Here is a 25,678-nt window from a genome sequence, read left to right on the forward strand (position 1 = left end):
GCCGGGCCCTTCCACATCGCTGCGATCGACGTCAGGCGCGGCGGAAGCCGAAGACCACGTCGAACTCCTCCGACTCCGCCGAGTGGGGAGCGTCCTCGGCCACACCGGCCACGAAGGCGTCGGCGAGCACCTCGCCGGCGATGGTCCGACCGTGCTCGGTCAGGGCCTCACGGATCGCGTCGTCACCGGTGGTCCACCACACGTGGATGCGGTCCGACACGTCGAGGCCGCTGTTCTTACGGGCCTCCTGGAGCATCCGGACCATCTCGCGGGCCAGACCCGCGCGACGCAGCTCCGGGGTCAGCTCCAGGTCCAGGGCCACGGTCTCACCGGCCTCGGAGGCCACGGCCCAGCCCTCGCGGGGCTGTTCGGTCACCAGCACCTCGTCGGCGCTGACCTCGACCGGCTCGTCCTCGACCCGCACCTGCGCCCAGCCGGTGTCACGGACCTGCGCGACCAGGGCGGCCGGGTCGGCGGCCTGGATGGCCTTGGCCACCAGCGGCGTGCGCTTGGCGAACCGCTTGCCCAGAGCGCGGAAGTTCGGCTTGACGACGTAGTCCACGAGGTCCCCGCCGACCGACGACAGCGAGTCCAGACCGGCCACGTTGAGCTCCTCCGCCACCTGGCCGCGCAGCTGCTCCGGCAGGCCGGCGAAGCCCGGGGCACCCACCAGGGCGCGGGCCAGCGGCTGACGGGTACGCATGGCCGAGTCGACCCGCGCGGACCGGCCCAGTTCCACCAGACGGCGGGTGAGCGCCATGTTCTTCGACAGCTCGGTGTCGATCAGGTCCTCGTTCACCCGGGGCCACGACGCCAGGTGCACCGAGTCGGCGGCCTCCGGGCGGCGCAGCGCCGACCACACGTGCTCGGTCAGGAACGGGACGATCGGCGCCATCAGCAGCGTGACGGTCTCCAGCGCCTCGAACAGCGTCGCGAAGGCGGCCGCGCCCTCGGGGGTGTCGGCCCCGCCCCAGAACCGGCGGCGGGAACGGCGCACGTACCAGTTGGAGACGTCGTCCACGAACGCGGTCAGGCGGCGCCCGGCCCCGGTCGTGTCGAACTCCTCCATCGCCTTCGTGACGTCCCGGACGACCTCGTTCAGCTCCGACAGCAGCCAGCGGTCCAGCACCGGGCGGTCCTGCGGAGCGGGCGCGTCGGCCAGCTTCGAGTGGTCCCAGCCGTTCCCGGCGTTGGCGTACAGGGTGAGGAACGACGTCGTGCTGTAGTACGTCAGCAGCACCTTGCGGACGATCTCCTCCAGGGCGGCGTGGCCGACCCGTCGGGCGGTCCACGGTGAGCCGCTGGCCAGCATGAACCAGCGCAGGGCGTCGGCGCCGTGCCGGTCCATGACCGGAATGGGCTGCATGACGTTGCCCAGGTGCTTGCTCATCTTACGGCCGTCCTCGGCGAGGATGTGGCCGAGCACGACCACGTTCTCGAACGAGTTGCGGCCGAACACCAGGGTGCTCACCGCGAGCAGCGAGTAGAACCAGCCGCGGGTCTGGTCGATGGCCTCGGAGATGTACTGAGCGGGGAAGTTCTCCTCGAACGTCTCCTTGTTCTGGTGCGGCGCCCCCCACTGGGCGAACGGCATGGAACCGGAGTCGAACCAGGCGTCGATGACCTCGGGCACGCGGCGGGCGACCCGCTGGTCCTCCGGCAGGGACGGGTCGGCGTCGGGGTCGGGGATGACGACGTCGTCGACGAACGGGCGGTGCGGGTCCAGGTTGGACAGGTCCTGGCCGCTGAGCTCGCTCAGCTCCTCCAGGGAGCCCACGCAGATCCGGCGGCCGTCGGGGAACTCCCAGATCGGCAGCGGGGTGCCCCAGTAGCGGTTGCGGGACAGCGCCCAGTCGACGTTGCCGCGCAGCCACTCGCCGAAGCGGCCCTCCTTGACGTTCTCCGGCACCCAGTTGGTGACGTCGTTCTGCGCGAGGAGTTCGTCCTTGACGGCGGTGGTGCGGATGTACCAGGACGGGACCGCGTAGTAGAGCAGCGCGGTGTGGCAGCGCCAGCAGTGCGGGTAGGAGTGCTCGTAGTTCAGGTGGCGGAAGAGCAGACCGCGGTCCTTGAGGTCGCGGACCAGCGTCTTGTCGGCCTCCTTGAAGAACACCCCGCCCACCAGGGGGAGTTCGGCCTCGAAGGTCCCGTCCGGGCGGACCGGGTTGACCACGGGCAGGCCGTAGGAGCGGCAGACCAGCATGTCGTCGGCGCCGAAGGCGGGGGACTGGTGGACCAGACCGGTGCCGTCCTCGACGGTGACGTAGTCGGCGAGCACGACGTAGTGCGCGGGCTCGTCGAAGGGGACGAGGTCGAAGGGGCGCTGGTAGGTCCACCGCTCCATCTCGTCGCCCTCGTAGCTCTCGCCGGTGAGCTCCCAGCCCTCACCGAGGACCTTCCCGAACAGCGGTTCGGCGACCACGAGCCGCTCGTCGCCGTTGGTGGCCACCACGTACCGGACGTCCGGGTGCACGGCCACGGCGGTGTTGGACACCAGGGTCCACGGGGTGGTCGTCCACACCAGCAGTGAGGTGGGGTGCTCGGGAGCTGCCAGCGGCCCCGAGGTGATGGGGAAGCGCACGTACACCGACGGGTCGGTGACGGTCTCGTACCCCTGGGCCAGCTCGTGGTCGGAGAGCGTGGTGCCGCAGCGGGGGCAGTAGGGGCTGATCCGGTAGTCGCGGACCAGCAGGCCCTTGTCCCAGATCTGCTTGAGCGCCCACCAGACCGACTCCACGTACTGTGGGTCCATGGTGCGGTAGGCGTCGTCCATGTTCACCCAGTAGCCCATGCGCTCGGTCATGGCGGTGAACGCGTCCACGTTGCGCAGGACCGACTCGCGGCAGCGCTCGTTGAACTCGGCGATACCGAAGGCCTCGATGTCCTTCTTGCCGCTCAGGCCGAGTTCCTTCTCCACGGCGACCTCGACGGGCAGGCCGTGGCAGTCCCAGCCGGCCTTGCGGTCGACGTGGTAGCCGCGCATGGTGCGGAACCGCGGGAAGACGTCCTTGAACGCGCGGGCCTCGACGTGGTGCACGCCGGGCTGGCCGTTAGCGGTGGGCGGGCCCTCGTAGAACACCCAGTTCTCGTTGCCGCGCGTCTGTTCGAGGGAGCGCTGGAAGACGTTCTCCTTCGACCAGCGGCCGAGGATCTCGCGCTCCGTCGCGGGCAGGTCGATCTGGGCGGGCAGCTGGGGCAGCGCGCGGGATTCGGGCCGGGGGTCGTCGGTCACCGTCGTACCTTTCTCCATCAGGGGTGTTCCTGACGGAGGGACGAGGCCGGGCCCCGCGGTACCACCCTCCTTGGAGCCGCGTCCGGGTCCGCTGGGCGGATCGGTGGCGGGTCCCACTTCGTTGGGTTCGTGCCGGTTCTACTGGGGTGCGCGCGGTGCACGACCTGTTCTTCCGGCGGCTCCGGGGTGATCTTCGCGCTGGTCGTTGCCCCCGGGCTCGCACCGTCCCCGGGTCGCTTGGGCGGTCCAGCCCCCTCTAGGCTGTGTCCGTCCGGTCGGGGCCAGCGTTACTCGTCCCCATCGACACGACTTCAGGATAACGCAGTGCGGCCAGGCGCGCCGCGCTTTAGTTGGGGGTGCGGCCATGGCGGAGCGGACACGGGGCGCGGTGCTGGTGACCCTGGCCGACCGCGAGGACGCGGAGGAGCTCGCCGAGCAGCTCCAGGAGCAGGGTTACGAACCGTGCAGGGTGTACCGGGACATGCTCGCGGGGGAGGACGACGCCGAGGACGCCGACTGGGTGATCGAGGTGCTGACCGGACCGCACGGCGGCTCGGCGGTCTTCGACGAACCCCACCTGCGGCTGCTCGCCGAGGACTACGGCGGCTTCGCCGTGGCGGAGTGACCCCGGGGGAGTGAGTCCCCTTCACCAGCCGCACCGCACCGCCGGGATCGTTGCCTTGGACCGGGGGATTGCCTAGGCTCACGGCACCACTCACGGCCGTTCCGAAGGGGAGACCCCCCCAGTTCAGGAGGGGTGCGGGGCCGTGGGTACGCGGAGGGGGAGTGCGATGAAGGCCACCGAGGCGGCGGCGCTGCCGGTGCGACAGGGCGAGGAGCCCTGGACGTCGGGAGAGCTCGCTCAGGTCCGGAAGCAGCTGGAGGGCGAGATGGCGGCCCAGCGGGCGGAACTCAGGGAAGGCGAGGAAGCGCTCGCGGAGCGGCTCACCGATCCGGTCGAGGGTGCGGGCGACGACCCCGCGGACGCCGGGGCGAAGACCTTCCAGCGCGAACACGATCTGGCGTTGGCCTACAATACTCGTGACCTGCTCGCCAAGAGCGAGCGGGCGATCGAACGGATGGACGCGGGGACCTACGGGGTCTGTGAGTCATGCGGCCAGGCCATCGGGAAGGCACGTCTACAGGCCTTTCCGCGCGCCACCCTGTGCGTCAACTGCAAACAGCGCGAGGAGCGTCGCTGACTGAGGTAGAGCCCTCCGGGGACAGCAACATGACCACGACCGACAACACCGTCGCCCGGCCGCGCAGGTACGTACTCCTGTTGCTGGTCGCGCTGGCCGCGATCGTCGCCGACCTCATCACCAAGGAATGGGTGCTCGCCGCCTTCTCCCAGGGTGAGCGCCTCGACGTCCTCGGCAGCTTCGTCCAGTTCACCCTGGTCTACAACACCGGTGCCGCGTTCTCGCTCGGCACCGGCTACACCTGGGTGTTCACCGCCATCGCCACCATCGTGGTCCTCGCGATCGCCTGGATCGGCTGGCGCGTGCGCAGCCTGTGGTGGGGCGCGACGCTCGGCCTGATGATGGGCGGCGCCGCGGGTAACCTCGTCGACCGCTACTTCCGGGGCGAGACGCCCGGGACGGGCGCGGTCGTCGACTTCATCAGCGTCGGGAGCTTCCCGGTGTTCAACCTGGCCGACTCCTGCGTGGTGGTCGGGGCCTGCCTGGTGGTGGCGCTCACGTTCAAGGGGCTCAACCTGGACGGGACGAGGGCCGAGGACGAGGCCGCCGAGCCTGATGAGGGCGCCGAGAAGGACCGCGACGACAACGACGAAGGGAAGGGCGCATGAGCGACACAAGAAGCCTGCCCGTCCCTGACGGACTGGAGGGGGACCGGCTCGACTCCGCCATCGCGCGGATGTTCGGGCTGTCCCGCACCCGCGCCGCCGAGATCATCGGTGACGGCGGGGTCCTCCTCGACGGCTCCGAGGCGGCCAAGTCCGACCGGGTGAGCGCCGGCGCCTGGCTGGAGGTCACCCTCCCGCCGCCGCCCACCGCCCCGGTGCCCAGGGCCGAGGCGGTCCCCGGCATGCGGATCGTGCACGAGGACACCGACATCATCGTGGTGGACAAGCCGGTCGGCGTGGTCGCGCACCCCACGGTCGGCTGGACCGGCCCGAGCGTGCTGGAGGGCCTGCTGGCCTCGGGCGTGCAGCTGGCCACCAGCGGTGCGGCCGAGCGTCAGGGCATCGTGCACCGGCTGGACGCCAACACCACCGGTCTGATGGTCGTGGCCAAGAGCGAGACCGCCTACAGCGTGCTGAAGCGGGCGTTCAAGGAGCGCACCGTGGACAAGCGGTACCACACGCTGGTTCAGGGCCACCCGGACCCGCTGCGCGGCACCGTCGACGCCCCGATCGACCGTCACCCCGCCGGTGACGGCCGTTGGGCCGTGGTCGCTGGCGGGCGCCCCTCGGTGACGCACTACGACACCCAGGAGGCCTTCCGGGCCGCCAGTCTGTTGGAGATCAAGCTGGAGACGGGCCGTACCCACCAGATCCGGGTGCACATGTCCGCGCTGCGCCACCCGTGCGTGGGCGACTACCTCTACGGCGCCGACCCGACGCTCGCCGAGCGGCTCGGGGTCAGGCGCCAGTGGCTGCACGCGGTGCGGCTGGGCTTCGACCACCCCACCGAGCACCGCCCGGTGGAGTTCTCCAGCCCCTACCCCGACGACCTGCGCGCCGCCGTGGAGCTGCTCCGCGAGGACTAGCGCGCGCCACTCCCCTCCCGGTCTCCTCCGCCGTCCTGCCCCACCGGGGTCGGACGGCGGACGTGCAGGACCCGCTGGCACAGTGCCGCACCCAGGATGATCACCAGGGCCCCCACCGGCTGGTTCCAGGTCAGGGTCTCGCCGAGCAGGACCACACCGGCGGTGACGGCGACCACCGGGACGACGTAGGTGACGGTGGTGGCCACGGTGGCGCCCGCGGCCCGGACGATCGCGTAGTTGAGGATGTAGGCGAACCCGGTGCCGAACACGCCCAGGGCGGTCACCGCGAGGGCGACCCGCCAGGTCAGTTCGGTGGGGGCCTCGGTGAGCAGCGGGGTCAGCACCAGCAGGGGCAGGGTGCCGAGCAGCATCTGGAGGGAGCTCAGCTCCAGCGCGCTGTGCGGGCTTCCCGCCACGAACCGGCGCAGGTAGGGGGTGCCGATCCCGTAGCAGACGGTGGCGCCCACCACCAGGAGCATGCCGAGCAGGGCGTCGTCGTCGGAGACGTTCACCTGGCCCAGGGAGTTCCAGACACCGAAGACGGTGAGGACCCCCAGGAAGCCGATGCCCAGGCCGAGGAGGCGGGTCCGGTCGGGTCGTTCGTCGCTCAGGATCAGCATGGCGAACACCACGGCGAACAGCGGGGTGGAGGCGTTGACGATCCCCATCAGTGCGGACGGGATGAGCTTTCCGGCGTAGCCGAACAGAGTGAACGGGATGGTGTTCAGCAGCAGGGCGGCCACGAACATGTGGCACCAGAGCCGGGGTGAGGACGGCAGGCGCCCCCCGGCTGAGGAGGAGGACGGTGAGCAGGGCCAGGGCACCGGTGCCCATGCGCCCGAGGGCGAGCTGGAGCGGCGCGAGCACCTCCGCGCCGATCCGGATCAGGACGAAGCTCATGCCCCAGATGAGCGCGAGCAGCACGAACTTGGCGCGCCAGCTCAGGAACGGGGCGCTGCGCGGTGCGACGACCGGCGGGGAGGAAGCGACGGTGTCGGGAAGAGTGGACATGGGATGTTTCTATCTGTGCACGATCCCTTAGGTCTACTTCGTATCTCTAAACCGGTGCCTTAGCTTTGCTTACATGCTCAGTGTCGACCGGCTCCGGGTCCTGCACGCCATCGCCGCCCACGGGTCCCTCAGCGCGGCCTCCCAGGCCCTCCACGTCACCAACTCCGCCGTCTCCCAGCAGTTGACCAAGCTCGAACGCGAGGTCGGCCAACCACTGGTCGAGCGCAACGGGCGGGGGGTGCGCCTCACGGACGCCGCCGAACTCCTGGTGGAGCACACCTCCCGCATCCTGTCCCTGGTCCACCGGGCCGAGGCCGACCTGGAGGCCCACCGGGGCGAGGTCACCGGCCACCTGCGCCTGTCCGCCACCCCCACGGCGGTGCGCGGACTGCTGCCCGCCGCCCTGCCAGCCCTGCGCGAGGCCCACCCCGGACTGCGGGTCGAACTCCACGAGGACGAGCCCCAGGAGAGCGTCCCCGCGATGGCGCGCGCCGACGCCGACCTCGCCCTGGTCGTGGACTGGATGGGAGCGCCCCTCCAACTGCCCCAGGGGATGACCCGCGCCTCTCTCATGGAGGACGTCGGCGACATCGCGTTGCCCTCGGACCACCCGCTGGCCCACCGGGAGATCCTGGAGCTGGACGAGATCCTGGACCTGCCGTGGATCAGCTGGACCAAGGGGTCCATCTGCGACGACTGGCTGCACGACATCATCCGGGGCCGAGGGGCCGAACCCCACATCATCCACTCAGTGGAGGAGCACCAGACCAAGCTGGCCCTCATCGCGGCCGGGATCGGCGCCGCCGTGATGCCGCGACTGGGCAGGGGGCCCCTGCCCGAGGGCGTGACGGTGGTCCCCGTGCAGCCCGCGATGGTCCGCCAGGTCTACGTGTTCTGGCGCACCGACGCCTCCCGGCGCCCGGCTATCAGGGCCGTGGTCAGAGCCCTGCGGGAGGCGGCCGCCGCCTACACGGAGTGACCCGGGGGGCCGTCGTGGGCGCGGTGCCCCTCTTCCTCCGCATGGGAGACGCTCCGCCGAGGCGTCCGACCCGGTGGGTCCGATCGCCAGGTCGTGCCCTCACCCCTGGCGGGCGGGGCGGGGCGGACCCGAGCCGCCCCGCCCCGCACTCAGGCCTCGCCGAGCAGGTCCGTCATGGTGGCGGTCGGGCTGATCACCTCCGGGTCGGTGCGCACGTCCACCAGGGTGGGCAGGTCCGCGCCCACCGCCTCGCTCAGGGCCTTCTCCAACTCCTCACGGGTGTGCACGGTGGCGCCCCTGGCCCCCAGCGCCCTGGCGTACCCGGCCAGGTCCAGCGGTCCGCTGATCTCCGTTCCCGCGATCCTGCCCAGCTCGCGGGCCTGGTGCATGGCGATCGTGCCGTAGAGCCCGTTCTGGAACACCACCACCGTGATCGCCGCCCCGTGGCGCACCGCCGTCTCCAGTTCCTGCCCGGTCATCAGCGCGCCGCCGTCACCGGCCACCGCCACCACGGTCCGCTCCGGAGCGGCGAGCTTGGCGGCCACGGCGGCGGGCACCGCGTACCCCATGGCGCCGCTGGTCGGCGCCAACTGCGTGTCCGCGTGCCGGTACCACCAGCCCCGGTGCAGGAAGGACGCGAAGTTGCCCGCGTCGTTGGTGATCAGGGCGTCCTCGGGCAAAGCCTCTCGCATGCCCGCGATCACCGACCACGGGTGCATGCGCGGGCCCCGGTGCCGCTCGGCCTCGGGTGGGACGGTGGCGCTCTCGACCCACAGCCGACGGGCCGCGCTCCAGTCCCGGTAGGCCACCGTCACCGGAGCCCCGGCCAGTGCGCGCAGCGCCTCGCCGGAGTCGGCCACCGCTCCGAGCCACACGTCCTTGGTGGCCCCCACCTGCGCGGGGTCGATGTCGATCTGCGCCACCCTGGTGCGGCCGTCCGACTCGGGCAGCCGGTACCCCTGGGTGGTCGTCTCGCTCATCCGGCAGCCGACCACCAGGACGGCGTCGGCGTCGGCCAGGGCGCCCAGAACCGCGCTCGGCGCGCCCAGCCCCAGGTGCCCCAGGTAGAGCGGGTGGTCGTTGGGGAAGACGTCCTGGCGTCGCCAGGCGGCGTACACCCCGGCGCTGTAGCGCTCGGCCACGCGCACGAGGTCCTCGCGCGCCGCCCGCGCACCGCCGCCCGCGACGATCACCGGGCGCACCGCACGGGCCAGCCACGCGGCCAGCTGATCGCGGTCCCCCTCGCCCAGTGGCGGCCGGGGGACCAGCGGGGCGCGCGGTACGGGCGGGGCGCCGACCCGCTGCCCGAACAGGTCTCCGGGCACCGCGACGGCCACGGGTCCCGGCCGCCCGGTGGTGGCGATCCGGATCGCCCGCGCGGTCACCTCCGCCAGCCGGTCCGCCCGGTGCACGGTGGTGGACCACTTGGTGATGGGTGCGTAGAAGGCGGTGAGGTCCACCTCCTGGAAGGCCTCACGGCCCAGGTGCTCGGTCTCCGCCTGTCCGAGGAACACGATCATGGGGGTGGAGTCCTGCATGGCGGTGTGCACGCCCACCGCCAGGTTGGCCGCGCCGGGGCCCCGGGTGGCGGCGGCCACGGCCGGGATACCGGTGAGCTTGGCCTCGGCCTCGGCCATGAAGGCGGCTCCGCCCTCGTGCCGGGTGGAGACCAGCGCCATCTCCGGATGCTGGTCGATGGCGTCGGCCAGTTCGAGGAAGCTCTCGCCGGGGACGGTGTAACACCGTCTGATCCCGGCGGCGGCCAGGACCGAGACCGTCGCGTGCGCTGCGGTGTCGGTCGGGGGCTGGGGCCGTGGTGCGGCAGGGGCCATGGAGGCGGGTCCTTCCATCGTCGCAAGGTCCACTCAGCGCGCTCCGGGGGCGGGGTGTGCTCCGGAACACATGCGGCTGACTCTGGCAGGCGGCTCAGGGCCGGTCAAGGCCGAGGGTCGCCGCCTGTGGACAACTCACCCCGAGCCGCCCCAAGCCGCCCCCGTGTGGCGCCCGCCCGGTGGGCCGACCGGTCAGGCGGAGCTCCCGTCCTCGTGGTCGGGGGGCCGTGCCGCCGACCGCCTCCTTCGTGGTTCGAGGGCGCGGGCGTGGTCGTGGAGCTCGCTGAGCACAGCGTTCACCAGGGGATGCCCCTCGGTGCCCCGGCGAACGGAGACGAACACGTGCCTTCTGGGCGGTCGTCCCCTCAGCGGGACGACGCTGACGCGCGGCAGGTCGATGGCGGCTACCGCCGACCGCGGGGCGAGGGCGATGCCGACGCCCGCGCCGACGAGCGCGCTGACCGCACGGAAGTCGTTGGAGACCGACTCGACGCGCGGCTGGAAGCCCGCCTGCTGACACGCGAGGAGTGTGAGGTCGTGGATCGGGTTGCCCGGCAGCGGGGTGACCCACGCCTCGCCGGCCAGACGTGACAGTGACAGGTGGGTGCTGGCGGCGAGTTCGCTGTCCGACGGTACGAGCGCGTCCAACGGCTCCGAGTACAGACGTGCGTGACTGAACTCCTGTGCGGTCGAGACCGTGGCCTCCGGGTAGTCCACCGACACCGAGACGTCCACCTGGCCCTCGGCGAGGAGCCGTTGCGCGACGCCCCCCTCCGCGTCGGTGACGTGCGCGCGCAGGTGCGGCGCGGAGGCCCGAAGCGCGCGGAGGGCGGGAGCCACGACCTCGATGATCGCGGACGGGAACGCCGCGATGCTCACGGTGCCGACCTCTCCGAGCGCCGACGCGGCCAGGTCGGCCTCCGCCTGCTCGAGGATCGCGGACACCTGCACGGCGTATCCCGCGAGGACCGTCCCCGAGGAGGTCAGTCGGATGTTCCGTCCGTGGCGTTCGAAGAGGTCGAGTCCGACCTCGCGCTCCAGCGCCGACAACTGTTGCGACACCGCCGACGGTGACAGGTAGAGCGCCCGGGCCGCGGCGGTGACCGTGCCGTGGAGCGCGACTGCCTGGAGAACGCGCAGGCGGCGCGGGTCGATCACGCGGTCTCCTTTGAAGGAAATCTGGAAGGTTCTCTACAGGTCTTCGTGATGGACTTAATGATATCCAGTACGTGATGATCGGGGGAATGAAGGCTCTTTCGAAACTCCGCGGCGAGCCCGGGCTGACCCTGGCCGACGTCAAGAACCCCGAGATCGGTCGCGGAGAGGTGCTCATCAAGGTCCTGCGCACCGGAATCTGCGGTACCGACCTCCACATCAGAGCCTGGGACCACTGGGCGCGCTCCGTGATCGAGCCGCCGCTCGTCCTCGGACACGAGTTCGTCGGTGAGGTCGTCGACATCGGCGGTGATGTCAGCGACGTGAAGGTCGGCGACCTGGTGAGCGGCGAGGGCCACCTGGTGTGCGGCAAGTGCCGCAACTGCCGGGCCGGGCGCCGTCACCTGTGCATCCGCACGATCGGTCTGGGGGTGAACACGAACGGGGCGTTCGCGGACTACGTCGCGCTTCCCGAGTCGAACGTCTGGGTGCACCGCATCCCGATCGACCTCGACGTCGCCGCCATCTTCGACCCCTTCGGCAACGCCGTGCACACGGCGCTGTCCTTCCCCGTCATGAACGAGGACGTCCTGGTCACCGGGGCGGGGCCGATCGGGATCATGGCCGCCGCGACCGCGCGCCACGCGGGAGCGCGCAGCGTCGTCGTGACCGACCTGAGCCCGTACAGACTCGGGTTGGCCCGGGACATGGGCGCCACGATCGCCGTGGACGTGTCACGGGAGGACCTGGCCGACGTCATGGCGGCGAACAACATGAAGGAGGGCTTCGACGTCGCGTTCGAGATGTCGGGCCAGCCCAGGGCCCTCGCCTCGGCGATCTCCAGCATGAGCCCCGGCGGCCGTATCGCCGTCCTCGGCCTGCCGTCCGACGACGTCTCCGTCGACCTCGCGACCGTGGTGACCCGGATGCTCACGGTCAAGGGGATCTACGGACGGGAGATGTTCGACACCTGGTACGCGATGTCCGTGCTGCTCGAGAACGGCCTCGACATCAGTCCGATCATCACCCACCGGTTCGGCTACGAACAGCACGAGGAGGCCTTCGAGGTCGCCGCCTCGGGCGGGTGCGGAAAGGTCGTCATCGACTGGACCACGCCGATGGTCCCCCAGCCCGGGACCGCTCACAACGACGATCAGCGACGAGTAGGAGACTGACGTGTACTCAGCGATGCGTGACCACCTCAAGAGTGAGATCGAGGGCATCCGGGAGGCGGGACTGTTCAAGGACCAGCGGTTGATCAGCGGTCCCCAGTCCGCACGGATCAGCGTCGGTGACGGCTCCGTCCTCAACTTCTGCTCGAACAACTACCTGGGCCTCGCGGACCACCCCGACCTGATCGACGCCGCCAAGCGCACGCTCGACGAATCGGGCTTCGGGATGGCCTCGGTGCGGTTCATCTGCGGCACCCAGGACCTGCACGCGCGACTGGAGCGACGCCTCTCGGAGTTCCTCCGGGTCGAGGACACCATCCTCTACAGCTCGTGCTTCGACGCGAACGGCGGGGTGTTCGAGACGCTCCTCACCGCTGAGGACGCGGTGATCTCCGACGAGCTGAACCACGCGAGCATCATCGACGGGATCCGGCTCAGCAAGGCGGGCAGGTACCGGTACAAGAACCGCGACATGGCCGATCTGGAGAAGCAGCTCGTCGCCGCGGCGAACGCCCGCCACCGGCTCATCGTGACGGACGGCGTGTTCTCGATGGACGGCTACCTCGCCCCGCTCGACGAGATCTGCGACCTGGCGGAGCGCTACGACGCGCTCGTCATGGTGGACGACTCCCACGCCGTCGGGTTCGTCGGACCGAACGGGCAGGGGACCCCGGAGCTGTTCGGCGTCCAGGACCGCGTGGACATCGTGACCGGAACGCTCGGCAAGGCACTCGGTGGGGCCAGCGGCGGATACGTGGCCGGACACGCGGAGATTGTGGAGATCCTCCGGCAGCGGTCGCGGCCGTACCTCTTCTCGAACTCGCTGGCCCCGATGATCGTCGGCGCCTCCCTGCGCGTGCTCGACATGCTCTCCGAGGCCGACGACCTCAGGACGAGGCTGAACCGGAACGCGGCACTGTTCCGGGAGTCGATCACCGCGGCGGGCTTCGACGTCCTGGACGGCGAACACCCGATCGTGCCGGTGATGATCGGGGACGCGGCCGAGGCGGCCCGGATGGCGTCCGCCCTCCTCGAGAAGGGCGTGTACGTGACGGCGTTCTCCTACCCCGTCGTTCCCATGGGGCGTGCGCGTATCCGGGTCCAGCTCTCGGCGGCTCACAGCGAGGACGACGTCCGCGCGGCGGTGGCGGCGTTCGCGCAGGTCCGGGACGAGCTCCGCGACTCCGGGACGGCGGACTGACACCGAGCCGTCCCCGCCCCCGGGGATCGCCCGGGGGCGGCCCCCCGGACGCCCTAGGCGACGCCGAGGGCGCGCAGGGCGGCGGTGGTCCCGGCGGCGGCCACGACCACCACCAGGAACGGCGCGCGCAGCACCAGGGCGAGCGCGGCCGCTCCCAGCCCGGCCATGCGGGCGGTGTCCCAGTGCAGGCCCTGACCGTCGCCCAGGGCCTGCACGGCGATCAGAGCGGCCAGCAGCGCGAGGGGCACGGCCATGGCGAACCGTCGCAGCCACGGGTTGTCCAGCAAACGGCGCGGGGCCGCCAGCCCCGCGTACTTGAGCAGGTAGCACCCGGCTGCGGTGGCGACCAGCGCGATCCACATCGTCATGACCGGACCCCCTCGGCACGGTCGGTCCCGTCGGTCCCGTCGGTCCCGTCGGCGCCGTCGGCGCCGTCGGGCCGCCCCGTGGCGCCCCCGCGGTCGTCGGCGCCCACGAAGGCGAGCAGCCCGGCGGAGGCGGCCAGCAGCACCGGTACCCCCGGCGGCATGAGCGGGGTCGTGGCCAGCGCCAGCCCCGCGCCCAGCACCGCGATCAGCCAGGTGCGCAGCCCGCCCTCGCGCAGGCGGGGCCACAGGAGCCCCAGGAAGATGGCCGGGCCCACCGCGTCCAGACCGAACGCGTCGATGTTGTCCACGCGGTCCGTGGCCAGCGCGCCCACCAGGGTCGTGGCCACCCAGAAGCCGCCCAGGACCAGGTAGGTCGTCATGAACGCGGTACGGGCCGACTCCCGGTCCGGCTGGACCAGCGTCACCGCCGTGGTCTCGTCGATCACCCCGTGCGCCGCCAGAGCCCGGCGCACGCCCCGGTACCCCAGGACGTCGGCCAGCCGCAGCCCGTACAGGGTGTTGCGGGCGCCCAGCAGGAGGGCGCCCAGCGCCCCCGCGACGAGGTTGCCGCCGCCCGCGATCACCCCCACCAGCGCGAACTGGGAGGCGCCGGTGAACATGAACAGGCTCAGGAACACCGCTTGGGCGGGTGAGAGCCCGGCGGCCACGGCGGCGGTGCCGAAGGCCAGACCGGCGGCGCCGACGGCGACACCGATCCCCAGGCTGTCCCGCACCGCGGGAGATCGGAGTACGGAGAAGGTCTTCACGTTCGCTCACGTTAGGTGGGCCCAGGGCCGGGAGTCTTGTACGTTCTTGCGCTCGCCGGTCTCCGGGCGGCGGGGCTCAGACGCGCAGGGCGCGCTGGTAGGTCACGGGCGGCACACCGAGGTGGCGGCGGAAGTGCCGGGTCAGGTGGGACTGGTCGGTGAAACCCACTCGCGCGGCGACCTCGCTCGCCCGCCAGCCCTGGAGGAGCAGGACCCGGGCCCGGGCCACCCGCAGCTGGTTGAGGTAGGCGTGCGGGGGCAGTCCGTAGGCGGCCCGGAACGCCCTGGCCAGCGTGAACGGGCCGATGCCCACGTGCGCCGCCAGCTCCTCAAGGGTCGGCGGGTCCACCAGTCGCTCCGTCAGCAGCTCCCGTGCCAGCGCCACCTCGGGCCGCGCGGTGTGCGCCGTGACCCCGGTCCCGCGCTCACGCCCGTGGGAGCGCAACAGCATCGCGATGCCCTGACGGGCCAGCGACGACGCGGTGAGCCGTTCGCCCCGTTCGGCCGCCGTGTGCGCGCGCACGAGTACGCGGGAGACCTCGGGGGCGTCGATGCCGGAGTGGGTGAACCCCGGGGTGCCGCGCATCCCCAGTTCGCGGCCGATGTCCACCACCACTTCGGGCGCGGGGTAGAACACCCGGTACCTCCACCCCTCGGGGACCCCGGCGTGGCCGGTGTGCACCTCGTCCGGCTCGACCACGGCGAGCCCGCCCGGCCCCACCCGTGAGCTCCCGCCCGAGTGCGAGTACTCCTCGATCCCGGCGGTGATCATGCCGATGGTGTATGTGGAGTGCGTGTGCCTCGTGAAGGCGGTGGTGACGAACCGCGCGGTGAGGAGCTCGGTGTCGGGCAGCCCGGAGAAGCGCCAGTACCGCGCGCGCTCCACGCGCGGGTCCTCGACGGTGGGGTGGACGTCACGGGGCAGTTCCATATGTCCAGGTTAGAACGGGTCGCGGGCGTTCGTCGGCGCCAGGGTGCGCGCGGGGCGGGGGCACCGCCCCGGGCACGGGAGGGGCCGGTGCCCAGACCGCCGGAGAGGGGATCGTGGCAGGCCCCGCGGGGTACGGGGGCACCGGCGCGCGGATAGTCTGCGCCCATGAGCAAGCCACAGATTCGCCGGGTCGAGGGCGAGCGGGACCGCGCGGCCGTCTTCGTGATCCGCGGCGCCGTCTTCGTCGCCGAACAGCAGGTTCCCATCGAGGAGGAGTGGGACGAGCGGGACTCCACCGCTGCCTTCCTCCTCGCCCTCGTGGACGGCAACCCGGTGGGCACGGTCCGACTCGTGGACCAGGGGGACGGCGCCGGTCTCCTCGGCCGGATGGCCGTCCTGCCCGCCGGACGGGGGAGGGGGACGGGCGCCGCTCTGGTGCGCGCCGCCGAGGAACTGGCCCGCGAGATCGGCCTCGAACGTGTCGAGCTGCACGCCCAGACGCACGCGCTGGGCTTCTACGAGCGGCTGGGTTACACGGCCCACGGTGAGGAGTTCATGGACGCCGGGATCCCCCACCTGCACATGGAGCACAAGCTCGGCTGACCGGCTGTGACGAGCGCGCTCCCCGTCCGGTGTGACGGGGAGCGCACGCCCTCGGCCCGCCCCATCGGGGTACTACCGAGTAGGATTCGGTTTTGGCGTCGGCGCCCCCAGAACCATTCGCCGACCGAGCACGAACACCGATCCGACGAGGAACACATGACGGTCAACACGCAGCCGGCCACCGAGAGCCCCGACGACCCACGAGCCTACGGACTCCCGCTCGTCGACGCCCACTCGATCCCCGCCGAACTGCGCACGTTGGTCTCCCGCGTCCACGACCTCGTCGATGCCGTCGCCAACACCGAGGTCGACTCCGACACCCTGGCCGAGACCGCCGACGTCGTCGAGGGACTCACCGACCGCCTCAACGTCGCCCGCCGCGAGATCGGCACCATGGTCCGCCGCGAACTCGGCGACGGCACCTCCGTGATCGGCACCATCACCAACATCGTGGAGGGCGAGACCAACCCCGCCGCTCCGCGCCTCTTCCTCGACCGCACCGAGGAGGGCCTGCGCGCCGAGGTCACCCTCAACACCGTCTACCAGGGCCCTCCCGGCCTGGTGCACGGCGGCTGGATCGCCGCCATGCTCGACCAGGCCGTCGGCAGCGTCTCCTCCGTCGAGACCAGCCCCGGACTGACCGCGCGCCTGGAGATCGACTACCGCCGCCCCACCCCGCTGTTCACCCCCCTGGAGATCACCTCCTGGGTGGAGCGGGTCGAGGGTCGCAAGGTCTTCGTGGCCGGTCGGATCCGCGCCCACGGTGAGGTCACCGCCGAGGCCAGCGCCCTCATGATCCGGGTCGAGGTCCCCGAGTGAACCGCGCCGTGACGGAGCGCTTCCCCGGGGTGTAGTAGCATCACCACCGTGACCCACCGCTATCACGTGTTTAGCCAGCCGACGCGCCCGTCGGCCGCTTTCACGTAGGCGGAGACGGGAACGTCGGCAAAAGGAGCACTCGGGCATCGGCCCGGTGCTCTTTCGTCTTTCCGGGCGGCCGACGCCCCAGTCCACACTTCCCTGACGGGTCGTACGGCCGCGCCGCATCCGCGAACGCATCCACACCCGAGAGGGACCTCCGTGCACGACCGCCACAGTGAACCCGCGCCCGTCAGCGAGCAGATCCTGCGCCTGCGCGGCCGGATCGACCAGATGGACGCCGAGCTCGCCGCACTCCTCGAATGCCGCGCCCTCGTCGCCGCACAGGTCCAGCGGCTCAAGCCGGTCGGCTACTTCGCCGGACGCGACATGGAACGCGAACGCCGACTCGTCGAGCGCATGGCCGAGCACGCTCCCCGCCTGGGCGCGGACCGTCTCGCACCCATCATGGACAGTGTCATCAGCGCGGGCCTGGCCGCGGCCCAGGAGGAGGCCGCGACCGGTCCCGGCGGAGTCGGAGGCTCCTGACAGCCGGTGGCGGCGGGCCCGCCCGCCGCCACGGCTACGGCCGCAGCAGGTCCACCCACACCAGGCGGTGATCGGAGCTGGGGAACGGGTAGTCGCCCGTCAGCCGGAACAGCGGGTCGTCCACGGTCGGCCAGAACACGCCCGAACCCCGCGCGGGCAGGGACCGCGACGGCAGGACGTAGTCCACCCGCAGGTTGCCCGGGCCGGGCACGTCGTTGAAGTCGGCGCTGTCCAGTTCCGGGTCGCCCTCGTGGTCATCGTTGGCGCCGCCCTGCCGCTGGGCCGCACCGCGTCCGCCCTGGCTGGAGGGGCGCACGTCCACGACGTCGCGGTGCTCCAACAGCTGGGTCACGGCCTCGGGGTGCCCGTCACCGTCGTTCGGGTCGGCGTTGAGGTCACCGGCGATCACGAACGGGGCCCCGGGGGCGAGCCCGCCCCGCACGCCCTCGTCGTCGTAGACGTACGAACCCCCGCGCGGGGTCACGTAGTCGGCCCAGAACCGGATCTCGTCGTGGTTGCGAGCCACGTTGCGCCTCTCCGGACCGTCGAACGCCGGCGGTGTCGGGTGGCTGGCCAGCAGGTGCACCGGACGCCCGCGCCCGGTGTCGATCGGGACGTCCCAGTGGCTCTTGGAGGACAGCCGCAGCACCGCCAGGGCCTCCTCCGAGTAGTACGGCTCACCGGTCTCCGGATCGGTGGGCAGCAGGGCGTCGGGCATGTCGGCCCAGCGGAAGTTCTGGAACGTGCGCACCTCGTCCGTGACGATCGGGTACATCGAGTACACGACCATCCCGTACTGACCGGGGAAGACGCCGTACCCGAAGGCGTCCTCCGCGTACTCGGGACCGCCCGGCTCGGTCACCGCCTCGCCGTCGCCGTTGAGGTCCACACCGGAGGCGACTCCCGTGTTGACCGGGGCGGTGTACACGTACGGGTACTCGATCGGCTCGGCACCGGACTGGCCCACGGACAGGTAGTTGTCCTGGAAGAGCCGGGGACCCGCGCCCTCGTCGTCGTAGTCGAACTCGTTGACCAGCAGCACGTCGGGGCGCACGTGCTGGATGATCTCCGCCACGTTGCGCGCCTGCTCGCTGTCGGGGGTCGCCAGCTCCTCGACGAGGGCGCCCTGCTCACCGCGCTCCAGGGCGGTGTTGAAGGTGGCGAAGCGCACCTCGTGCGCCCCGGGCGGGGCGGGAACCGACGACTCGGCCGCGGAGGACGGCAGCGCGGTCAGCGCCGAGGCGGCCAGCACCAGGGTGGCGGTGGAGGCGATCCGGCGGGGCGTGGTGGTCACGGAAGAGGGTCCTCTCAGGGGAGCGGGGGCCGACCGCCGGAGGCTAACAGGCCCGCGTGTCCGAACGGTGTACCACCACAGTCGGAACGGCGACCGAATCCCCTTGTCGCCCCCGGCCCCGCCTTGTTGACTGGGGTCCCATGGCAGACAAGGAACCCCGACGCCCGTTCCGCGGGGACCTCTCGCGCGACGAACAGCTCGGGACCCTGCCCGGTGACACCCGCCCCGAGGAGATTCCCGAACTCACCGAGTGCGCGGCCAAGGTCCTGGCCCGCAGCGCCGACGGCGACCTGTTCTTCGTCGGCCGTTACCCGGACAGCCTGCACGACCTGCTCAGCGGGGTCCTCGCCGACACCCCCCACCTGTCCAGGCTGCACCGCTTGCCGCTCTCCCTCCACGGCACGGGCGGCCGCGACCTGACCCCCGACGAGCGCGTCCAGCTCCGTGCCGACCTCACCGCCTCGGGCATCACGCCCGCGGGAATGGCAGCACGCGAGCGCCCCCTGGTGCTGGTCGACCTCGTCCACGACGGAACCACCTTCGGCCACCTCCACCGGGAACTACGCGCCTGGATCGACGAGGAGCGCGTCGCATGGAACGTGATCCGCCGCGGGCTCCGCTACCTCGGAATCACCGTCCGCCACCACACCGGCCCCCACACCCGGCGCTGGCAGCAACACGCCGAGTGGACCCGTGAACTCCCCGCGAGTTCCGTGGGCAACGTGTCGGTGCCAGGCCCCCTCTGGCGCTACCTCGGCGATCGCCGGGGCACGATCGAACCCCCGTTCCGCCGCGCCCATCGGGCCGACCCCGGTGCGGCCGCGCCCCGTCACGACGACCATCCCCGGGAGGCCCTCGGTGAGGCGCCGTCCCTGCGTGACCACGGCCTCACCCGCAGGGCCCGCGCCCGGGTCCATCGCGCCCTGACCACCGAACCGGCCTTCCGGGACCCCTGGCTGCGGACCCTGGCCCACACCCTGCGCTCCTCCGGCGGATCCCGCTGAGTCCGTAGGGGGCGGGGGAGTGCCGCCGTCCACAGGGCGTCCGCGAAAGTCGTGGGGAAGTCGTAGGCTCAGGAGACACCACCCGTCCGTCTACCCGCCTGGGGGCACCCGCGTCATGGCCGACTCCTTCGCACATCTGCACGTCCACACCGAGTACTCCATGCTCGACGGTGCGGCGAAGCTGAAGCCCCTGTTCAAGGAGGCCGGGCGGTTGGGGATGCCAGCCGTGGCCATGACCGACCACGGCAACATGTTCGGGGCCTACGAGTTCTACCAGCAGTCCAAGGGCTCGGGCGTCAAACCGATCATCGGGATCGAGGCCTACGTCGCACCCGAGTCGCGCTTCCACAAGAAGCGGGTGTTCTGGGGGCGCTCCAACACCTCCGACGACGCCTCGGCAGAGGGCGGCAAGGACATCTCCGGTGGCGGCCGGTACCTGCACATGACCATGCTCGCGCGGAACGCGCAGGGTCTGCGCAACCTCTTCCGGATGTCGTCCCTGGCTTCGGCCGAGGGCTACTACATGAAGCCCCGCATGGACCTCGAGCTCATGCAGCAGTACAACGAGGGCATCATCGTCTCGACCGGCTGCCCCTCCGGCGGTGTGCAGACACGGCTGAGGTTGGGGCAGGAGAAGGAGGCGATCGAGTACGCGGCCGGGCTCCAGGACATCTTCGGCAAGGAGAACGTCTTCCTGGAGCTGATGGACCACGGCGTGCCGATCGAGAAGGAGGTCCGCGACGGCCTGCTCAAGGTCGGCCGGGAGCTCGACATCCCGCCGCTGGTGACCAACGACTCGCACTACGTCTACGAGTCCCAGGCGTCGGCGCACGACGCCCTCCTGGCTGTGGGCGTGGGCAAGAACCTGGACGACCCGACCAGGTTCCGGTTCAACGGCTCCGGCTACTACCTCAAGACCGCCGACGAGATGCGCGGCCTGCTCAACTTCGACGAGTGGGCGCAGGGTTGCAAGAACACCCTGCTCATCGCCGAGCGCGTCGAAGCCGGTGCCTACGACGAGGTCTTCGCCCACCGCGACCTCATGCCGGTCTTCCCCGTGCCGGAGGGGGAGTCGCAGGCCTCGTGGCTGGCCAAGGAGGTCGAACGGCTCCTCCCGAACCGCTACCCGGACGGTGCGGGTGACGACGTCCGCCGCCGGGTGGAGTTCGAGCTCGGCATCATCAACGAGATGGGCTTCCCCGCGTACTTCCTCGTGGTCGCGGACATCTGCCAGTACGCCCGCAAGAGCGGGATCGCGCTGGGCCCGGGCCGTGGGTCGGCAGCGGGCTCGATGATCGCCTACATCCTGGGCATCACCGACCTCGACCCCCTGGAGCACGGCCTGCTGTTCGAGCGGTTCCTCAACCCCGAACGAGTGTCCATGCCCGATGTCGACCTGGACTTCGACGAGCGTAGGCGCGGGGAGATGATCGAGTACGTCACCCGGCTGTACGGTGAGGAGCGTGTGGCGCAGATCCTCACCTTCGGCACCATCAAGGCGAAGGCCGCGATCAAGGACTCCACCCGCATCCTGGGCATGCCCTACTCGGTCGGAGACCAGATCACCAAGGCCTTCCCGGCGGCGGTCGGAGGCAAGGAGATCGCGCTCGACGCGGTCTTCAACACCGAGAACGAGCGGTACGGCGAGACCACCGAGCTGCGCAGCCTGGTGGACAACGACCCCCAGGTCGCCAAGGTCATGGAGACCGCGCGCGGTATCGAGGGGCTGACCCGCGGCACGGGCGTGCACGCGGCGGGCGTCATCCTGTCCAAGGAGCCCCTGCTCGACGTCATCCCGTTGCACAAGCGGGACGCGGACGGCGCCATCATCACAGGCTTTCCCTACCCTCAGTGCGAGGACATGGGTCTGCTCAAGATGGACTTCCTGGGTCTGCGCAACCTCACGATCATGGACGACGCGGTCAAGAGCATCAAGGAGGCGGAAGGGGTCGACATCGACCTCATCAAGCTGCCGCTCGACGACAAGAAGACCTACCAGCTGCTTTCCCGGGGCGACACCCTGGGCGTGTTCCAGCTGGACGGCGGCGCCATGCGCAACCTGCTCAAGCGGATGCAGCCGAAGAAGTTCGGTGACATCGCGGCGGTCAACGCCCTGTACCGTCCGGGGCCGATGGCCGCGAACGCGCACAACGACTACGCGGACCGGTCGAACGGGCGTCAGGAGATCACGGCGATCCACCCGGAGCTCAAGGACGCCCTGGAGCCGATTCTCGCTGAGACGTTCCACCTGATCGTGTATCAGGAGCAGATCATGGCCATCGCGCAGCAGCTGGCCGGGTACACGCTGGGCGGCGCCGACCTGATGCGACGCGCGATGGGCAAGAAGAAGAAGGAGGCGCTCGAGGAGGAGGAGGCCAAGTTCTTCCCCGGCGCGATGGAGCGCGGCTTCTCCAAGGAGGCCATCCAGACCCTGTGGGACGTCATGCTCCCCTTCTCCGGCTACGCCTTCAACAAGTCGCACGCCGCCGGGTACGCGCTGGTCTCCTACTGGACCGCCTACCTCAAGGCCAACTACCCGGCCGCGTACATGGCCGCGCTCTTGACCTCGGTCAGTGACGACAAGGACAAGATGGCGGTGTACCTGGCCGAGTGCCGGGCCCAGCACATCAAGGTGCTGCCGCCGGACGTCAACGAGTCGGGTCTGCGCTTCACGCCGGTGGGCAAGGACATCCGCTTCGGCATGGGCGCGGTGCGCAACGTGGGCGCGAACGTGGTGAACTCGATCGTCAGGACCCGCACGGAGAAGGGCAAGTACTCGTCCTTCACGGACTTCCTGTCCAAGATCGAGCTCGCGGCGTGCAACAAGCGCGTGATCGAGTCGCTGGTCAAGGCGGGCGGGTTCGACTCGCTCGGGCAGCCCCGGCGTGAGCTGTACCGCCACCACGAGGTGGCGGTGGACGGCATGATCAGCTCCAAGAAGCAGGAGGCCCACGGCCAGTTCGACCTGTTCGGCGGCGGTGACGACGACGGTGACTCCACCCCGATCGGGCTGAACATCCAGTGGGGCGAGGAGGAGTGGGACCGCAAGACCAAGCTGGCCTTCGAACGGGAGATGCTGGGTCTGTACGTGTCCAGTCACCCGCTGGCCGGGGCCGAGCGGGTGCTGGCGCGTTCCCGGGACACCTCGATCGCGCAGATCGTCGCCGGTGACATGGCGCGTGAGCGGGGTGAGGTGCGGATCTCGGGGTTGATCTCCAAGGTGGACAAGCGCACCAACAAGGCGGGCAACCAGTGGGCCATCGCCACGGTGGAGGACCTGGACGCCAGCATGGAGGTGCTGTTCTTCCCCAAGACGTATCCGCTGTACGTGGAGGCGCTGCTGGAGGACACCGCGGTCACGGTCAAGGGACGGCTCAACGATCGGGACGGCACCTGGTCGATGTTCGCCTCGGAGATGTCCATCCTCGACATCTCCCATGTCACGGAGGGCGAACCGCCGGTCCTGCTGACCGTCGCCGAGGACCGGTTGGACTCCGAGCTCATCGACGACCTCCGCCAGGTGCTGAGCACGCACAAGGGCGACACCCCCGTGCGGATCCGGGTGGACAACCCGGTGCGCTCCCGGATCTACGCGGTGGACCGCTACTCGGTGCGGATCTCCCCGGAGTTCAACGGTGAGATGAAGAGCCTGCTGGGGGCGTACGCGGTCGACTACTGACCCGCCTCCGAGATCCCCGTGTGCGGCACCGCACACGGGGATTTCTCTGTCTTCGCCCTTGCTTCGATCGAGTTAGCGATATATCTTTGAGCTATCGCATCACGGAATGACAGTCGTGAACGATCAAGATCACTCGACAGCAGGGAGAACGACATGACCGCGATGGCACTTCCCGGCCCCTGGCCCTGGGGCGGACGACACTCCGAGCGTCCCCGACTTCCCTGGGCCTGGCGCCCCACGGACACCCCCCGCGCACACCACGACCCGCGAGACGGGCACGACGAACACCACGGCCCGCGACGGGACGGGTTCGGGTCCCCGCCGCCGGAACCGCCCCGGCCGCCGCACCCTCCGTGGGGCGGAGGCGCCGTCCCCGGCGGCCCCTTCGGTGGCCCCGGCGGACCCGGTGGGCCGTTCGGGCCCGGATTCCCCTTCGGGGGAGGGCACGGACACCGGCGAGGCGGCACCCGAGCACGGCGCGGCGACGTCCGCACCGGGATCCTCATGCTCCTGGCCGAGGAGACGCGCAGCGGCTACGAGATCATCCGCGAGGGTCGCGAACGCAGCGGCGGGGTCTGGCGGCCCAGCCCCGGCTCGGTCTACCCCATGCTCCAGCAGCTGGAGGACGAGGGCCTGGTCGCGCAGGTCGAGGGGGAGGGGCGCCGCCGTCCCTACCAGCTCACTGACGAGGGCACCGCCTACCTGGAGGAGAACGGCGCCGACCTCACCCCGCCCTGGGAGGCGGGGGTCGACGCGTACGCCGACGCCAGGTCCCGCTACGAGGAGATCAGCACCCTGGCGTACCAGCTCTCGGCCGCCGCGTCCCAGGTCGCCCAGGCCGGGACCCCGGAGCAGCTGGAACGGGCCAAGCGTCTGCTGGCCGACACCAAGCGGGGGCTCTACCTGATCCTCGCCGACGATGACGGCGGTGTCACCGAGGACGCCGACGCCACGGACGATCAGGACTGAGCCGCACGACACTCGGGCCCGGGACGGTGTACACCGCCCCGGGCCCGAATCGTCGCGGTGCCTACTCGCCGGTGGCGCCGTCGGCCAGCTCCCGGAGGATGTCCAGGTGCCCGTTGTGCCGGGCGGTCTCCTCGATCATGTGGAGGACCACCCAGCGCAGGGTCACCCGTTCACGGTCCCTGAGCACCCGTCGGGCGGAGTTGCCGAGCTCCAGATGGGAGGTGATCTCCCGGGAGCGCTCGCATTGGGCGGCGTACTCGGAGAGGAGCTCGTCCAGGGGCCGCTCGACCCCGACCCTGAACTCGCCGTCCGGATCCTCGGTCGAGTACGGGGCCACGTCGGGCTGGTTGAGCATCACGACGTCGAACCAGAACGCCTCCACCCAGCGCAGGTGCGAGACGATCCCGCCGATGGTGGTCATGGGCGACCCCGGGACCGGCGCGGACGAGGCGAGGCCGGCGGCCAGGCCCGCGCACTTGCGGTGCACCGTCGCCCGGTGCCAGTCCAGCGAGGCCAGGAGCATCGTGCGTTCGTCGGCGGCTGTGGGAGCATCGACACGCTCGGGGAGGTTCTGGAGACTGCTCTTGTCGCTCATGGCGGTATTCTCCTTCGGGCCATGTCCGGTATCCACAGGTTTTCGGCGGGCCCGGGTGGCGACGATGAGGAGCGGGTGATGGCGGAACAGAGCGGTAGGGGTCCGGTGCGCGGCCTGGTCGTGGGCGTGGGCCTCCTCGGGGCGGTGGCCCTGCTGGGCGCGCTCCTCGCGCCGTTGTGGTGGTGGCTCGCCCCGCGGCCCGAGGTGGTGGTCCTGCCGGACGGCGGTGTCTTCACGGGCGCGTCCGAGGTGGTCTTCGCGGGTGAGGGCTACTTCGTCGTCATCACCGCGATGGCCGGGCTCCTCACCGGCTACGCCACCTACATGGTCCAGTTCGCGCTGGCTCGGCGCAGGTTCCAGGACCTGCGGCTGGTCGGGCTGATCTCCGGTTCGCTCGGCGCGGCCGCGGCGTCCCTGCTGGTGTGGCGGATCGGGACCGCCCTGGACGCCCCGGCCCGGGAGACCATGCTGGCCACCGACCCCGGCGGCACCGTCGTCGCCGCCCTCCAGCTCCAGGCCGTCGCCTTCCTGGTCGTGTGGCCCTTCGTGCACGTCCTCCAGTACGGGCTGCTGGACGCCTTCAGCCTGATGCGCGGCGACCAGCCCGGCGTTCCCGAACCGGTCCGGGCCGCACCCCTGCCGGAGGGCGCGCTCCCCCAGACCGGCGACCCCCTGACCGACGACCCTCGGCCGGGCGGGCCGGGACCCGGCAGCGGCTGACGGTGTCCCTCGGGCCCGGGGCCCCG

General features: G+C 71.0%; 22 protein-coding genes and 1 pseudogene. 14 read left to right on the plus strand and 9 right to left on the minus strand.

Features of this window, described 5'->3' with window-relative positions:
• Positions 1-31: 31 nt before the first annotated feature.
• On the minus strand, positions 32-3,232 hold the full coding sequence (gene ileS, locus BDW27_RS07880; RefSeq protein ID WP_199560596.1) for an isoleucine--tRNA ligase: 3,201 nt from the start codon (positions 3,230-3,232) through the stop codon (positions 32-34).
• A 364-nt stretch (positions 3,233-3,596) separates the two neighbouring features.
• Between ileS and BDW27_RS07885 the strand changes: the two genes are divergently transcribed.
• From BDW27_RS07885 to BDW27_RS07900, 4 genes are all read left to right on the plus strand, one after another.
• Complete coding sequence (locus BDW27_RS07885) at positions 3,597-3,857, plus strand: hypothetical protein (RefSeq protein ID WP_017544506.1); 261 nt, start codon at positions 3,597-3,599, stop codon at positions 3,855-3,857.
• A 166-nt stretch (positions 3,858-4,023) separates the two neighbouring features.
• Positions 4,024-4,434: a TraR/DksA C4-type zinc finger protein gene (locus tag BDW27_RS07890; protein ID WP_017544507.1), complete on the plus strand. Its 411-nt coding sequence runs from the start codon at positions 4,024-4,026 to the stop codon at positions 4,432-4,434.
• A gap of 29 nt (positions 4,435-4,463) precedes the next feature.
• Positions 4,464-5,042, plus strand: coding sequence for a signal peptidase II (gene lspA, locus BDW27_RS07895; protein WP_017544508.1), 579 nt, complete (start codon positions 4,464-4,466; stop codon positions 5,040-5,042).
• Positions 5,039-5,965 (plus strand): RluA family pseudouridine synthase, encoded by a 927-nt coding sequence (locus BDW27_RS07900; RefSeq protein WP_017544509.1) that lies wholly within the window; start codon positions 5,039-5,041, stop codon positions 5,963-5,965. The genes lspA and BDW27_RS07900 overlap by 4 nt, the downstream gene beginning before the upstream one ends.
• Here the strand turns inward: BDW27_RS07900 and BDW27_RS07905 are convergent.
• Positions 5,962-6,976 (minus strand): annotated as a pseudogene (locus BDW27_RS07905) (DMT family transporter). The gene BDW27_RS07900 and the pseudogene BDW27_RS07905 overlap by 4 nt on opposite strands.
• A 73-nt stretch (positions 6,977-7,049) precedes the next feature.
• Here BDW27_RS07905 and BDW27_RS07910 point away from each other — a divergent pair.
• The gene (locus BDW27_RS07910) at positions 7,050-7,955 is read left to right on the plus strand and encodes a LysR family transcriptional regulator (protein ID WP_049571460.1); all 906 of its coding nucleotides are present in this window, start codon (positions 7,050-7,052) and stop codon (positions 7,953-7,955) included.
• A 149-nt stretch (positions 7,956-8,104) separates the two neighbouring features.
• On the opposite strand, the gene BDW27_RS07915 is transcribed toward BDW27_RS07910, so the two are convergent.
• Positions 8,105-9,787, minus strand: coding sequence for a thiamine pyrophosphate-dependent enzyme (locus BDW27_RS07915; RefSeq protein ID WP_017544512.1), 1,683 nt, complete (start codon positions 9,785-9,787; stop codon positions 8,105-8,107).
• A gap of 192 nt (positions 9,788-9,979) precedes the next feature.
• Positions 9,980-10,945 (minus strand): LysR family transcriptional regulator, encoded by a 966-nt coding sequence (locus BDW27_RS07920; RefSeq protein WP_110048839.1) that lies wholly within the window; start codon positions 10,943-10,945, stop codon positions 9,980-9,982.
• A gap of 86 nt (positions 10,946-11,031) precedes the next feature.
• On the opposite strand from BDW27_RS07920, the gene tdh reads away from it, so the two are divergent.
• Both tdh and BDW27_RS07930 read left to right on the plus strand, forming a co-directional pair.
• Positions 11,032-12,117: an L-threonine 3-dehydrogenase gene (gene tdh / locus BDW27_RS07925; protein WP_110048840.1), complete on the plus strand. Its 1,086-nt coding sequence runs from the start codon at positions 11,032-11,034 to the stop codon at positions 12,115-12,117.
• A gap of 1 nt (position 12,118) precedes the next feature.
• Complete coding sequence (locus tag BDW27_RS07930) at positions 12,119-13,315, plus strand: glycine C-acetyltransferase (RefSeq protein WP_026129243.1); 1,197 nt, start codon at positions 12,119-12,121, stop codon at positions 13,313-13,315.
• A 53-nt stretch (positions 13,316-13,368) separates the two neighbouring features.
• On the opposite strand, the gene BDW27_RS07935 is transcribed toward BDW27_RS07930, so the two are convergent.
• The 3 genes from BDW27_RS07935 to BDW27_RS07945 form a co-directional block, all read right to left on the minus strand.
• Entirely contained in the window at positions 13,369-13,683 is a 315-nt protein-coding gene (locus BDW27_RS07935; protein WP_017544516.1) for an AzlD domain-containing protein, read from the minus strand.
• The gene (locus BDW27_RS07940; protein ID WP_110048841.1) at positions 13,680-14,450 is read right to left on the minus strand and encodes an AzlC family ABC transporter permease; all 771 of its coding nucleotides are present in this window, start codon (positions 14,448-14,450) and stop codon (positions 13,680-13,682) included. The genes BDW27_RS07935 and BDW27_RS07940 overlap by 4 nt, the downstream gene beginning before the upstream one ends.
• Before the next feature lie 76 nt (positions 14,451-14,526).
• Positions 14,527-15,381, minus strand: a complete 855-nt coding sequence (locus BDW27_RS07945) for an AraC family transcriptional regulator (protein ID WP_199560588.1) — start codon at positions 15,379-15,381, stop codon at positions 14,527-14,529.
• 165 nt (positions 15,382-15,546) lie between these two features.
• Here BDW27_RS07945 and BDW27_RS07950 point away from each other — a divergent pair, with 165 nt between their 5' ends.
• The 3 genes from BDW27_RS07950 (at position 15,547) to BDW27_RS07960 (ending at position 17,391) form a co-directional block, all read left to right on the plus strand.
• Positions 15,547-15,984: a GNAT family N-acetyltransferase gene (locus BDW27_RS07950; RefSeq protein ID WP_017544519.1), complete on the plus strand. Its 438-nt coding sequence runs from the start codon at positions 15,547-15,549 to the stop codon at positions 15,982-15,984.
• Between the two features lie 156 nt (positions 15,985-16,140).
• Positions 16,141-16,803 carry a PaaI family thioesterase gene (locus BDW27_RS07955; RefSeq protein WP_017544520.1) on the plus strand — a complete coding sequence of 221 codons (663 nt, stop codon included), beginning with the start codon at positions 16,141-16,143 and terminating at the stop codon, positions 16,801-16,803.
• A 261-nt stretch (positions 16,804-17,064) separates the two neighbouring features.
• Positions 17,065-17,391, plus strand: coding sequence for a chorismate mutase (locus tag BDW27_RS07960; RefSeq protein ID WP_110048842.1), 327 nt, complete (start codon positions 17,065-17,067; stop codon positions 17,389-17,391).
• Between the two features lie 34 nt (positions 17,392-17,425).
• On the opposite strand, the gene BDW27_RS07965 is transcribed toward BDW27_RS07960, so the two are convergent.
• Entirely contained in the window at positions 17,426-18,685 is a 1,260-nt protein-coding gene (locus tag BDW27_RS07965; RefSeq protein WP_233515685.1) for an endonuclease/exonuclease/phosphatase family protein, read from the minus strand.
• A 140-nt stretch (positions 18,686-18,825) separates the two neighbouring features.
• Between BDW27_RS07965 and BDW27_RS07970 the strand changes: the two genes are divergently transcribed.
• The 3 genes from BDW27_RS07970 to BDW27_RS07980 all read left to right on the plus strand — a co-directional run bounded on the left by BDW27_RS07970 (position 18,826) and on the right by BDW27_RS07980 (position 24,337).
• Positions 18,826-19,689 (plus strand): hypothetical protein, encoded by an 864-nt coding sequence (locus BDW27_RS07970; protein WP_110048843.1) that lies wholly within the window; start codon positions 18,826-18,828, stop codon positions 19,687-19,689.
• Between the two features lie 115 nt (positions 19,690-19,804).
• Positions 19,805-23,368, plus strand: coding sequence for a DNA polymerase III subunit alpha (gene dnaE, locus BDW27_RS07975; protein WP_017544523.1), 3,564 nt, complete (start codon positions 19,805-19,807; stop codon positions 23,366-23,368).
• 153 nt (positions 23,369-23,521) lie between these two features.
• Positions 23,522-24,337, plus strand: coding sequence for a PadR family transcriptional regulator (locus BDW27_RS07980; protein WP_110048844.1), 816 nt, complete (start codon positions 23,522-23,524; stop codon positions 24,335-24,337).
• 61 nt (positions 24,338-24,398) lie between these two features.
• On the opposite strand, the gene BDW27_RS07985 is transcribed toward BDW27_RS07980, so the two are convergent.
• Complete coding sequence (locus BDW27_RS07985) at positions 24,399-24,932, minus strand: DinB family protein (protein ID WP_110048845.1); 534 nt, start codon at positions 24,930-24,932, stop codon at positions 24,399-24,401.
• Positions 24,933-25,010: 78 nt separating this feature from the next.
• Here BDW27_RS07985 and BDW27_RS07990 point away from each other — a divergent pair, with 78 nt between their 5' ends.
• The gene (locus BDW27_RS07990; RefSeq protein WP_110048846.1) at positions 25,011-25,652 is read left to right on the plus strand and encodes a hypothetical protein; all 642 of its coding nucleotides are present in this window, start codon (positions 25,011-25,013) and stop codon (positions 25,650-25,652) included.
• The last annotated feature ends 26 nt before the right edge of the window (positions 25,653-25,678 follow it).

The sequence above is a fragment of the Nocardiopsis sp. L17-MgMaSL7 genome (assembly GCF_003182025.1).
GTDB classification, from domain to species: Bacteria; Actinomycetota; Actinomycetes; order Streptosporangiales; family Streptosporangiaceae; genus Nocardiopsis; species Nocardiopsis prasina.